7 protein-coding genes are annotated in these 13,884 nt (G+C 46.0%); all 7 read right to left on the bottom strand.

The window, feature by feature from the left end:
• Positions 1–79: 79 nt before the first annotated feature.
• The 7 genes from NZ043_RS22680 to NZ043_RS22650 all read right to left on the bottom strand — a co-directional run bounded on the left by NZ043_RS22680 (position 80) and on the right by NZ043_RS22650 (position 13,753).
• The gene (locus NZ043_RS22680; RefSeq protein WP_091031102.1) at positions 80–1,063 is read right to left on the bottom strand and encodes a LacI family DNA-binding transcriptional regulator; all 984 of its coding nucleotides are present in this window, start codon (positions 1,061–1,063) and stop codon (positions 80–82) included.
• A gap of 245 nt (positions 1,064–1,308) precedes the next feature.
• Positions 1,309–2,982 carry a ribonuclease J gene (locus NZ043_RS22675; RefSeq protein ID WP_339309282.1) on the bottom strand — a complete coding sequence of 558 codons (1,674 nt, stop codon included), beginning with the start codon at positions 2,980–2,982 and terminating at the stop codon, positions 1,309–1,311.
• Positions 2,983–3,140: 158 nt separating this feature from the next.
• Positions 3,141–4,412, bottom strand: coding sequence for an L-rhamnose isomerase (gene rhaA, locus NZ043_RS22670; protein WP_133384575.1), 1,272 nt, complete (start codon positions 4,410–4,412; stop codon positions 3,141–3,143).
• 19 nt (positions 4,413–4,431) lie between these two features.
• Positions 4,432–6,501: a bifunctional aldolase/short-chain dehydrogenase gene (locus tag NZ043_RS22665; protein ID WP_133384574.1), complete on the bottom strand. Its 2,070-nt coding sequence runs from the start codon at positions 6,499–6,501 to the stop codon at positions 4,432–4,434.
• A gap of 179 nt (positions 6,502–6,680) precedes the next feature.
• The gene (locus tag NZ043_RS22660; RefSeq protein ID WP_036670707.1) at positions 6,681–7,661 is read right to left on the bottom strand and encodes a glycoside hydrolase family 5 protein; all 981 of its coding nucleotides are present in this window, start codon (positions 7,659–7,661) and stop codon (positions 6,681–6,683) included.
• A 362-nt stretch (positions 7,662–8,023) separates the two neighbouring features.
• Positions 8,024–10,363: a beta-galactosidase gene (locus NZ043_RS22655; RefSeq protein ID WP_133384573.1), complete on the bottom strand. Its 2,340-nt coding sequence runs from the start codon at positions 10,361–10,363 to the stop codon at positions 8,024–8,026.
• Positions 10,364–10,414: 51 nt separating this feature from the next.
• Complete coding sequence (locus tag NZ043_RS22650; protein ID WP_133384572.1) at positions 10,415–13,753, bottom strand: DUF5107 domain-containing protein; 3,339 nt, start codon at positions 13,751–13,753, stop codon at positions 10,415–10,417.
• Positions 13,754–13,884: the final 131 nt, after the last annotated feature.

Here is a 13,884-nt window from a genome sequence, read left to right as displayed (position 1 = left end):
ATGCCTGCCCGCGTTCCGCATATCCGAATTGGATATCCATAGTGGAACCGGTTCGATGGAATTATCATAAAGGATGTTTTTATAGTTTGTCAACGCTTTCTCGAGGAATTAGTTCTACGTCCAGTGTTGTTCGTTCCTCCACCGACTCACCTTTGACCAGACGAATAATGTGATTCGCGGCTACTTTCCCTGCCTGCAAATAATGATACTTCACAGTAGTAAGCGTGGGGTGAATCATCTCCGTAATATCATATCCGCCAAATCCCGTAACAGACAAATCTTGCGGTATGCGGATTTTATTGGAGAACGCAATCTTCATCACTCCCAGTGCAATATTGTCCGTAGCCCCTACAATGATCGTTGGTGTGATTTCTTTCAGAATGGCTTCAGCGGTAACGATGGCTTCAGACATCTTAAAGCTTGTCTCATAATACTTCACTTCACATCCACCACACTCGGCGATTGCTCGCTGGAATCCTTGTTTACGATAGAACCCTACCGCCCGATCCTTCTCGCTAACTCCCATATACACGATCTTGCGGTGACCTTGTTCGACGACATATCTGCCCATCTCATAACCTGCCTGATCATCATTGTGAACCAGACTGTGCAGTTGCTCATGCTGCTGCCCCACCAATAACACCGGAATCCGTATATCCTCAACGGCCTTCAGATGTGCTTCAGTCACTTCAGCAGCCAGCAGAATAATACCCGACACCTTCTGTCGTGCAAAATCATAGATGGCATCAATCTCGCGCTGCATGTCCTGACTCGTATTAGCGATCAGCATCTGATACTGATTACTTCGCAGTTCTTCATCAATTCCAATCAATGTCTGGGATGTCGCAAAAGAATCGAGGCGTGGCACAACCGTACCGATGATACTGGTCTTCTTTGCCTTCAGACTCTGTGCAAATGTGTTGGGAACATAATTGTATTGTTTGATAATACGCTCAATCTTCTGGCGTGTATCCTCACTAACCGATCCGCCATTCAGGTAGCGAGAGACCGTGCTTTTTGCCACACCTGCCATCTGAGCGATATCAGAAATCGTTTTATTCATAAAGACTCCTCTTATTTCTATTAGCTAGTTTACCTTTTATTATACTTCGAATCGCAAACCCATGGCGAATTTGATTCAACTCCATTTATTCCACGTCTATGATACATTCCCGATGTAATAGCAAAAGCCCGATATCAATGTGACGTTCATACAGAAGTATGATCCGACATTCATCAGGCTGTTTAACTTTCATATACACGTTTGCACAGACCATCAGGGCAAGGATAATACCTATCCCTGCTGACTCAGACCTCAATAATAATTGGCAAGATCATAGGTCTTCTCTTTGTTTGAGCGTAAATATAGTGACCGATCTCGTCTTTCAGCTTTCTTTTGATCACATTCCACTGATTCACCCCAGCCCCGGTCAACTCATCCATCCGGTTTAGAACAAGCTCATGGATCTCATGCATGAATTCTTCCGAATCCTTAACGAATATAAACCCTCTGGAGATAATTTCGGGTGACGTGACCATCTGTTTTTCCGTTTTGCTCAGTGTAGTCACAATCACCAGCATGCCATCGGAAGACAGTTGCCTGCGATCACGCAGTACAATATTGCCGACATCACCCATAATCAGACCGTCTACGAGACTGTTGCCTGATGCAACTTTGGGACCTAGAGAAGCAGTGCCGTCTTTGTATTGGACCATATCCCCATTATTCACGATAAACACATGATCACGCTCTATACCTACGGACTCGGCAAGCAGTCTGTGCTGATACAACATACGGAACTCACCGTGGATCGGAATCAGATAATCCGGTTTCATCAGGGTTAACATCAATTTGAGTTCTTCCTGACTGCCGTGTCCCGATACATGCATTCCTGCTGCACCACTTGAACCATATATCACTCGTGCTCCGAGAACATACAGGTTATCAATTACATGTGCTAGATTTCGTTCATTGCCCGGAATGGCTCCGGCAGCAATAATGACCGTGTCCCCGGCGTTAATTCTTACGTGAGGATGTTTACCGGATGCCAAACGTGACAATGCTGCCATCGCTTCGCCCTGGCTACCAGTGCATAATACAACGACTTGTTCAGGTGGAAACTGATCCGAATCGATAGCTTCAATCAACAATCCGTCAGGAACTTGCAAATACCCCAATTCACTGGCCACCGATACCACATTCACCATACTTCTGCCCAACAGTGCCAGTTTGCGTCCCGTCTCGAATGCTGCATTCACAATCTGCTGTACCCTGCTGACATTCGACGCAAAGGTGGAGATAAATACTTTTTGTTTTGCACGGATAAAGGCATCCAGAATGTGGTCTCCCACAACACGCTCGGAAGGTGTAAATCCGGGTCTCTCTGCATTGGTACTCTCGGAGAGCAAGATATGGACACCCTGTTTGCCAATCTTGGCCATGCGGTGCAGATCTGGGAAAGGTCCATGTACAGGCGACATATCGAATTTGAAATCTCCGGTATGCACAACATTGCCTGCTGGGGTCTGAAAAAAGATACCAAGACAATCCGGTATACTGTGACTGGTTGCGAAAAAGGAAACCTCGATCCCTCCCAGCGTAATGCTGGAGTGAGCATCGATCGTGTGCAGGTCCGCCTTGCGCAGTAGCCCATGCTCTTTCAGTTTAAGCTCGATCAGCCCGCGAGTGAGCCTGGATGCATACACCGGGATGTTCATTTGTTTTAACAAATAGGGAATGCCACCAATGTGATCTTCATGTCCATGGGTAACCACAAGACCCCTTACTTTATCCAGGTTCTCCAGCAGATACGCTGCATCCGGAATGATCAGATCAATACCAGGCAATGTCTCATCGGGAAACTTCGAACCACAGTCAATCACGATGATGTCCTGATTGTACTGGATGAAATACATATTCTTTCCTATTTCATTTACGCCGCCAAGTGCAGCGATATACAGTTTGTTGTGGGCTAGATTCAACTCTATTATTCCTCCTCTGCGTGACAAACGTATGCGATACGGATCTATATTCCTAGTATGGAAGCAATCGCCTTACTTATGCATTTCAAAGTGATTATGCTAAAAAAACCACCATGGAATATTCATTCCACAGTGGTTTATACGAAAAATAAATACGGTTACACCAATGATTTATCACGCTGTAGCAATACGTCTTGTTCATAGGTTTTGATATCGGTGATCCACTTTTCACGAACTGGAACGCCTTGCTGAGCACAATAGTAGTCCCAGATCGCGCCAAACGGATAGGATTTGAACTCTTCCGTTAACGCGAGACGCAGCGTGTAATCTCCTTCCAACTCGGCTTGTTTCAAGGCATCCACCGGTTCGAGCATCGCTCGGAGAAGGGCTTTGATCGTATTACGTGTACCCACAACCCATGCAGCTACACGGTTAATGCTTGCATCAAAGAAATCCAATCCAATATGTGTGGTCGCAAGCAGATCATGTCGAACCAGTTCACGGGCAATTTCCAGCAACTCATCGTCCATAATTACCACATGGTCACTGTCCCAACGCATCGGGCGACTTACGTGAAGCAGAATGCCACTTGTAAACAGAGACAAGGACGACAGTTTATTGGAAATAACCTCAGTTGGATGGAAATGACCTGCATCAAGACAGATCAACGTATCATTTTGCAATCCGTAACCCATATAGAATTCATGAGAACCGACCACATATGCTTCCGAACCCAGACCAAACAGCTTACTCTCTACCGCGTCCAGGTTGTGCTCCGGGTTAAGTGGTTCGCCGAATACTTCATCCAGAGATTCTTTGAGACGTTTGCGTGGTGTCAACCGGTCAACCGGATTATCCTTGAATCCGTCCGGTACCCATACATTGGTTACACAAGTCTGACCAAGCTGTTCCCCGAAGTAAGCACCAATCCGGCGGGACGCCTTGCAGTGATCAATCCAGAACTTGCGAATCTCAGGGTCTGGATGACTGAGCGTGAACCCGTCACTTGATTTTTCATGGGAAAAACATGTTGGGTTGAAGTCCAGACCAAGTCCTTGTTCTTTGGCCCATTTCACCCAGTTCTCATAATGCTTTGGCTCAATCCGATCCAGTTCAACCTGCTCGTCTGTATCCGTGTAAATCGCGTGCAGATTGACCTTATGTTTGCCGGGAATCAGAGCAAAAGCTTGCTCCAGATCATTACGAAGCTCTGCAGGTGTGGTCGCAGCCCCCGGATATTGACCTGTAACGGAAATACCACCTGTTAACTCCCCATCTTTATTCAGAAAACCTTTGACATCGTCGCCTTGCCAGCAGTGTACAGATACTTTGATCTCCGCGAGTTTGTTCAGTACCACGTCCGTATCAATTCCGTGCTGGGCATACAATGCCTTGGCTGCTTCATACGCTTGCTTGACTTGGTTATCCATCCGCAAGAACCCTCCTATTTTAACGTGTAAATGCTGCCGGTACACCGCCATCAATGGTCATCATGCAACCGGTTGTTTTTTCGGATTTCGAAGAAGCAAAGAATGCAATTCCTTCTGCAATATCTCTTGGATAGATATTCACGAGCAATGTCGTCCGTTTGCGATAATACTCTTCCAATTGATCCGGTTCAATTCCGTATGCCGCTGCACGTTCGTTTCTCCAGGAACCGTTCCAGATTGCTGAACCCTGTAGAATGGCATCCGGAAGAATCGTGTTGACACGAATGCCATACTCTCCACCTTCTGCTGCGATACAGCGTGCCAGATGCGCTTCCAGCGCTTTCGCTGAACTGTAAGCAGAAGCACTTTTACCTGCATACACCGAGTTCTTGGAACCGATAAATACCATGCTTCCTCCAATGCCCTGTTGTTTCATCAGTTTGAATGCTTCACGAGCCACGAGGAAATACCCTGTGCCCAGTACATTCATGTTCAGGTTCCATTCTTTCAGGGAAGTTTCGTCAAATGGGCTGGATGTGGCCAATCCTGCATTGTTCACGATGATATCCACTCCGCCATATTGCACCGCAACATCAGCATAAGCAGATTGAACAGCTTCCTCATCGGTCACGTCCATTTTCAGCGCATAAGCACGATTCGCACCGTACTGATCATTAATTTCCTGTGCTACCTTCTGTGCGCCTTCCAGATTGAGATCAGCGAGCACCACATGCGCGCCTTCTGATACCAATCTACGCGCTGTTTCACTTCCGATACCACCTGCGCCGCCTGTAATAAACGCCACTTTACGGGAGAATTCAGTTTCTGCCGGGGCCAGAGACAATTTATACAGTTCCAGCGGCCAGTACTCCACATTGTAAGACTCGTTTGCACTGAGCGATACGAATTGACCCAAGCTAGTAGCTCCACGCATAACAGCAATGGCTCTGTGATACAACGCTCCGCTTACTTGGGAAAGCGCCCAGCTCTTGCCTGTGTTGATCATGCCCACACCCGGAATCAGGATAACGCGAGGTGCCGCTTCGAACATGACATCACCTTCGTTTTTGTTGCTCTCAAAATACTGTTGATATTGCTCTTTGTAGGCAGCCACACCTTCTACCAGCTTGGCTTTTAAACCTTCAATATCTTCTGCATCCGGTGTCCAATCGATGAACAGAGGTACCACTTTGGTATGTACCAGATGATCCGGGCAAGCTGCACCCACCTGAGACAATTCCGGGGAATCTGCTCCGCCCACAAAAGCAAGTACGTCCTCTTGATCATCAAAGGACAAAATCATTTTTTTGCTATCCGATACCGCTCCACGAATCGTTGGCATCACACGTGATACGATCTGACGACGAACATCAGCGGCGAGTGCCTGGTGTTTCACACCACCAAACAAACTTTCTTCGTTCACCCTTGCTTCGATGAAAGCTTCTGCTTCATTGATAATCTTGATCGTTTGAGCGTAACATTCCTCGGATGTTTCTCCCCAAGTCACAAGTCCGTGTTTTTCCATCAGTACGAGTTCGGCATTGGGATTCGAGAATACGCTTTCAGCAATCATTTTAGATAACGTAAACCCAGGGCGTACGTAAGGCACCCATACAAAACGATCACCGTAGATCTCTTTCGCCAATTCCTTGCCGTTATGCGCACAACACAGGCTGATAATCGCATCCGGGTGCGTATGATCCACATGTTTATATGGAAGGAACGCATGCAGAAGAGTCTCGATGGAGGCGCGCGGGTGCTTGGCATCAATCATGCAATGTCCCAGATATTCAACCATCTCTTCATCCGACATGGATTCACGTTCAATTAATGGCCTTATGTCTTCGAGCCCAAGTCCGGTAAAATGTTTCGCTTCCATGGAACCCAGATCAGAGCCGCTTCCCTTCACATACATTACTTCTACATCACGACCACGAAAATCCTTCACTGTCGTTTTGGTAGACGTATTACCACCGTAGATGTTACATACACTGCGATCAGAACCAATGAGATTAGATCGGTAAACCAACTGCTCAAGTCCTGTTGTTTTCTCAGATGCCTGCGATGCATTCCATAAACTCTGTACCATTTGTTTCCCTCCGATAATGTTTGTTTTATTCCTAATCCGAGTTTAACATCTTTGTTTTATTTTGAAAACAAAATATTTTAAAACCAAACGGAAATATTCAAAAGTCATTATAGATTGAGGTATATTATTAAAAAAACACCCTGACGTGAACGTCAGAGTGTTCCTGTATCATCGGCGGATTAGAAAATCCCCGCTTTTTGGGAAGTGTTTTTAATACCATAGGTATCATTAACTACGGTGTTGCCAAAGCTCGTTAAGCTTCCGTTCGGACCTGTGGCCATGTCCAGATAGTTCAGACCTGAACTGTTTCCGTACCAAGACCAGGCAAGCCAGCCTACCCCTTTTTCCTGACCATATCTCATGATGGCATACTCGTCCACATCACCGTTTGTGTGATATCCCCCGAATTCACCAATGATCAGAGCCAATCCTTTGTTCAGCACATTCTCCATATTGGCTTTGACCGTTGCAGCATCTTTGCCAGCATACTCATACATATGAATGGAGAAGACGGTATTTTTCTGTGAATCGGCTGCAAATACACTTTGTCCATAATCCACGATGGATTGAGGGAACTGTCCCCATCCGGCTGCATCCACAATTAGCGTATTTTTAATTCCCGCATTCCGGAGTTTCGGAATGGCTTTTTTGTAACCATCAGCCCACGCACTTCCATTCCACGTTCCATACCATTCATTGGCGATGTTGACGATGACCCGATCTTCTTTGCCAATCAAAGCTTCCTTAATGCTAATCCAGTAATTCACTGCCGCATCCAACGAATTATAATCATCTTTCCCTGTGGCGTCATGTACTTCAAGTACAGCTATCATTTTATTTTGGTTAACCACATTAATAATATTTTTAACAGCGTTCAGATCATCTTTGGTGTACAGGCTACCATTCGAAAGAACAATGCGTACCGTATTGGCACCTGTTTTGGCGATTGCAGGGATAGCGGTATTCAAATCATTCTTGAACCAGGAATGTCCGTGATTAACACCTCTCATGACAAAAGCTTTACCTGTGGAATCATACAATTTGTTACCGCTTACATAAAATCCTGTGGCAGCAGATGCTTTGGGTGCTGCACTCCCTAATACCATGAACATAAGAGCAGCAATAACCGTGAAGATTGTACACTTTTTCAGATTAACCATTCGTTTGGAACCTCCTGTATTTGTTTTTTTATTTCAATTAACCCTGCTCTAGGCAATAAGTTAACTAAAATCGTTGGTAATAGAAGTTTTTTTGTTAGCAAACAAACGACTAATAACTTTATTATAGTTACGTTATTTAGTCTAAATAAACTTTATCGTTAAGGTTATGAAGTTATAATAAATTGAAAACGCTTACCAGTCAAGATCTTTTTACCATGATTAGGAATCATTTGTTTTTACATAACACAGCAAAAAAGGCTCTCTCCCCTCACAATCGTTCGGAGAAAGAACCCTCTGTATTATAAACGTCAGTTAACTCTGGTTTCAGTCTTGTTTATCTGTTGTTTAATCCCTGATTTAGACTATGTGTCTTCCCTAACTCCCGCCAATACCACCCCCACCCGATACTGTGGTCTCACCCAAATCTCATTAAACTTCCCGATCTCCACGCCCTCAAACCGCTCCACATAAGCCTGATTAACATAACTCTCAGTCGTCCCTTTTCGAATTGGAGTTATAGACAGACGAAGCGCGTGATCAGCCAGCAAATGACGGGATTGCTTCAAACCAAGGATCCAGCTGTGCCCATAGTGAATATGATCTGTTAACATCTGATGATGAATATGTGCTGCAGCGACGTCTCCTTCATAATCAATTTCGATCCACACGTCATCTACTTGTTCCGGCCACGCTGTGTCCAATCTCAGTGTTGCTGCATACTCTTTGGGATAATCAACCTCTACAGCAGGCTCGTAAGGCGAAACTTGGAATGTGTACGTACCGAATATTCTCTGCTTCGACTGGAATGACACAGCATATTTAGAAGCTGAAACATGCTCTGGAGCCGGATAAAAGGATACCTCCATCTCTGGTTGCTCCACGGATGTACATATGAGCATCTCATTCTGTACATACAGATGACTGCTGCTAATTACAAGCCTTTCTTCTCCGCCCAAACGGAAACGGTAGGCATGTAATGCCTCTTCACGGGTCAACGTAATGATTCGTATTCCCACCCCATCCGATGTCGTGATTCGCAGATGATGGCCCTTGCCGGCAATCGGGTGTATCACAACCTCATTTCCCTGCTCAGATACTGTACCTTCGGGCATATCCACATTTGTAACAGATGTTGCATCAATAACATACTCAGGCGCCATACCTTCATGGGCATAAAACACAACCGTAAGCTCCTGATTTACCATAAATCGGGTCAGTGGCTGAACGGTAGCACTAATGATCTTCATTCCATTCAGATTCATATGGAAAGGCAGAATGGCTGCCATGCCGGATTTCAGCTGCATCGTTCCTTCTCTTGGATAAAAAGCAGTCCCTTTGCTGGTATGCAGTTCCAATTGTATATCTCGATCAGGCAACGCCACATGATCCTGATAATTATTTATGAACAGAAATCCAGAGCCATCTTGTTGCCGAACAGACCAACGCAGCTCCAATGTGTTCTCCGGGGTTATAGATTGTTGACCATCAGGTATAACACAGCCCATTGGCGCAAGCAACTCACCGTATGCTTTCAGGAACATGGATAAGCTTCGAATGCGGTCATACGATTCACCAACACGTCCAAATTCCCCGAGTGGCGATTGGTAATCATACGTCATTTTCGGCAATGCCTGCTCGTTCATATATGAATTTTTGCCTATCGGATTGGTCCCCCCGTGATACATATAATACCCAACCAGATTGCTGCCGTTCGCAAGTTTCACAATGGTCATCGCCTCGACACTGTCCGCATCAACAACCGGCCGAGCGTGATAACTGACCTGCATGCCCCCAGCAAGCTCGCAATACGCAGCAGGATACTCCAGACTGTCATAATCCACTTCTTCCACAGGATTCATATGCAGATCCCGGAACAAATACTCCCGGCTTGGAGGCTGATTGGGAATCCATGGTGTGTACGCATACCCCGCTAGCATCGGTAATGTTCCTTCATCAGGCACCGCAGCATTACCCCAGGCCGTGGCAGTATAGAACATCGGCTTCATACCGACTTCTTCGGCAATATGGCGAAGCATCTTCAGATGTTCTCGTCCATCCCGGCCGGAGGTAATGTATTTTTCGCGGGTATACCCCCATGCATCCATGGGTGTGCCAGCGTGCATGTACTCATTTTCCAACTGTACCCCGATAACAGGGCCACCCTCCTGATAAAAACAGCCGTTGAGCTGACGAGCAATCTCCCGGTATAATCGCTTGGCGTAATACAGATATCCTCCATCGTTCGACCTGACTTCGAATGGATAACTGAATAGCCAATCCGGCATTCCGCCATTACGCACTTCTCCATGACAGAATGGACCAATTCGCACGATCAGCGGCAGCTCATGCTTGCCACACAGATCCACAAAGTGCCGCAAATTCAGGTTTCCTGACCAATTAAATTCCCCTTCCTGCTCCTCGTGAAAATTCCAGAAAACATAGGAAGCGACAATGCTCACCCCGCCTGCCTTCATCTTCAGTAATTCTTCTTCCCACTGTAAGTAAGCGAATCTGGAGAAATGAAATTCACCTACCACAGGAATATGGGGTTTAGCATTACGAGTCATATAATAGTTGGTAAAATCATACGATTCCCCTCGTGGGCTTTTGCCGCCACTGCCAGTCATGCGACCCGCACGAATCTCTTTATCTTCCGCATCCAATATAAAGCGAATATGGCTACCTGCTATATTATCGTTCATGGATTATATAACTCCTTCGATATAAATGGGATGTGTTGAAACGATTATCAATTATTGATGGATGATTGCCCCTTGATGATTCGGGTTTTTCTCCAGTACCCGCTCCAACTCAAGTTTGGCTTCACTCGTCCGACCCAGCCCCAGAAGACCCAATGCCCGCATATACCGGCAATGTTCTTCATTTCGCTGATTGAGATCGTCGTCGAATACTAGAAAATCGGGCAGAGATACCGCAAAATAATCCATTCGGATGTGATCATGCATATGTCTTTCCGCATAGTCAATGAGTTTGTTAAAGCGTCGGTTTGCTTCCTTCACATTGCCAAGTTTCTGCCAGGCTAGACCCTGATAATAGATAGATTCCGGCGGTTGATCATTATAAAACATCGCGCTTGCCGGTTCATTCAAACCGATTGATGCTCTGTGGAAATTCTCCTCTGCCGCCTGATCATTCTTCAGTTGCTGGTAGGCACAGCCAAGATAAAAGTAAACTGGATTGTCTCCGGCTCCCTCCAGCTTACCTTCACCTAAGTTCTCCGGGTAAACTAATGCCTTCTGCAACAGCTCCAATGCTAGTTCAGGTTGTTGTTTCTCCAGGTTTTGGTTCGCCAGTTCTGTCAGTGCCGTAACATATTGTCCATTTACTTTACCTTCTCCACCCTCCCATGGATGAAACCGCCGGGTCTGAAGGGCATTCCATGCTTCTTGATGACTACCTTGCATATTCAATAAAGTCACCCACTCGATATACAGATCATCACGATGATGAACCAGCTCCATGTGATCTTCCAGGTGAATGATTCGATGCTCGCAGGAATACCCTATCTTCTTGTGCAATTGATCCAACTCGTAGAAGATTCGGGCATCCTGTGTATCCAACCGGAAAGCTTCCTCTAATGATGCCAGTGCAAGATCGGGGCGATTCAGCTTGTTATAATAAGCCAGTCCCAGATTCCGATGTACAGTCGGATATGAAGCATCCGCCTCGCGCGAAGTTTCCCAATGGGTGATTGCTTCTTCGTAACGTTTATGGTCATATAACCAATTTCCCAGGTAATAGTGAGCACGCGCATCATTCGAATCCACTGCCAATGCATCCTGAAGCACCATGAATTCAAATAACGTATTAGGAAAACAATAATCCGTTGGAGCAGCTTTCCCTTGTCTTTGACATTCCCGGGCCTGCTCCACATCCCCCAGCTGACGATACAAGTAAGCCTTAGCATAACCAACCAAAGGATACGGCTGTGAATTTTCGGATTCAACATACGAGAGTACCGTCAGTGCTTCTTCCCACAACCCACTATCCGCGTAATCTGCGGCTACATTCAGATAATTATAAACGTCTCCTCGCATCAGACGATGGAAATGTTCACGTGCTTGCTCCGCTTGTTCTCTCTCTGAAGGTGCAGTCGCTCCGCTGTAGATCAGGACTAATTCATGTGCAGCTCCAAATTCAACCGGGTCCAGTTCCGACGTTTCATACGCATATTGGAGGGCCCGTTCATCTTGACCCAACCTGCGCAGCAGACACACCTTCAGATGCCGAGCCTTGTAGTTTCTACTGTTACGAATCAGCGAACGTTCGATGTGATCCAGCGCTTCCAGCTCCCGATGTAACGCTGTATCGATCTGAGCAAGCATATAATAACCCGTATCCTGATACTGTGCAGACCATACGGCTTTATACAGTGCTGCGTAGGCTTCTTCCTGTTTCCCCTGTAGTTTCAAACTTAGACCGAGTTGGTAAAATGCTTCACTATCATATGGATTCGTATTTTTCCACGTCAGCGATTGAACGGCCTGTCTGAAATGCTTCTCTGCATCTTGAAACAACCCTCTGCGCAGCAGCAATGTGCCATACGCAATGTTTAGACGACTATCCGTTGCATCACGCTTCAACCCTTCCAGATAATAAGGTTCCGGTTCATACGTGGCATGCCGATATTGCTCCAAATGAAGACCAGCCAGATATAGTTGTTCATTCGTACGAATCTCGGATGGTAACGGGAGTGGTGTGGCCGGATCTGGAACTTCCTGAATCTCAGAACGTTCAGGCTGATAGGCCACGAGTACTCTTCCTTCCGCACTTCGAACACTTAACTTCAACTGATGCCATTCATCTTGTCCGCTCCACGGGAATGAATATTTATATAGTTCCGTAGGTGAGATATTACATCTTTCATGGAGATATACCGTGGTTGGACCTATCACTTCAACGGTCACTTGTTCAAAAACCGACGTCGCATATACCATCACGGTTACCATTCCGGTCGTTTCATCCTTTTCCAGATTAACCGCTGCATCAATCGATGCATTTTTGACTATACCAATTCCTTTATACGGCATAAAATACTGTGAAAATGATTTCGCTTCATAAGGCTGTAACCATGTAAAATCAGGCTGATTATCGGTATAGATCCCTGTCATTAATTCAATATATGGTCCATCCTCGTCCGTTAACTGTCGATCCCAGGCTTGCCCGAATTCCCCATTCCCCCAGGTCCATTGCTTCTTGCCCGGAGAAATATGATGATTAGCTACATGCAACAAACCTGCCTGAACCCCGTGATCATAACCCCCTACAAAATTATAATCCGACTTATACGCCATATAGGATGTTGGAACCGGTATGTTTTTATATCGCGAGATATCCACACCTTCGGAATAGTCCATCTTGTAATAGGTTCCGGTTGCGATGGGAAAGCGGGATACGTCCCGTTTTCCGTGGTCCAGCACAGCTGTTACATCAGGTGGAAACACAGATTGCGTATGCTCGTTGACGGCTACAGCCGGGTTGGCCCACCATAGAAAAGTTTGAGGTACGCTGGTGCGATTGTATACCTCGGCATGGATTTCAAGATAGGCTTTGCCGGGATGTAATGTGAAGCCAGCGGTCATTTTGGTACCATACATGCGATCAATCTCACCCACCCACACGGTAGCGCTTCCATCTTCATTATTGTCAAATGTATAATCGACTGGGCCAAACGTGTTGGGCCGATGATGCTGTGGCCAGTTGAATTCAATTCCTCCGGAAATCCATGGCCCTGCCAGACCCACAAGTGCAGGTTTAATCACCCGGTTATAATATACAAAATCGTAGTTGTTGGTCCGATCCAGCGCACGATAGATCCGTCCACCCAGTTCGGGCATCATCTCAATACGTACATATTCATTTTCGAGAATAACTAATCGATAAGATTTCATTTTGGCATCATCTTCAATGCTGTCGATCACGGGATGCGGGTACACCTTCCCCGAACTCCCCTGGTAGATTCTCTTTTCAAGAAACATCGGATTTTTGTCCGGTTTACCTGTACCATAGGTTGGAATATCTCTGGTTTCTTCCCATATGCGAACATTTGATGTCGCTGTCACGTGATTCAATTCGCTCACTCCTCGGCCTCGTATATATTGTGATCATACGCTCCGACATGCAGGAAGAACATTGACATTAAGCGGTTCTTGATGGACGATCTTCGGATTCCCCCATAACCAAAGAGAGTACCGATCCACTG

This window comes from Paenibacillus sp. FSL k6-2145 (genome assembly GCF_037976585.1).
Taxonomy (GTDB): domain Bacteria; phylum Bacillota; class Bacilli; order Paenibacillales; family Paenibacillaceae; genus Paenibacillus.
The sequence above is the reverse complement of the archived record's forward strand: the minus strand, read 5'-3'. Positions and strand labels throughout refer to the sequence as shown.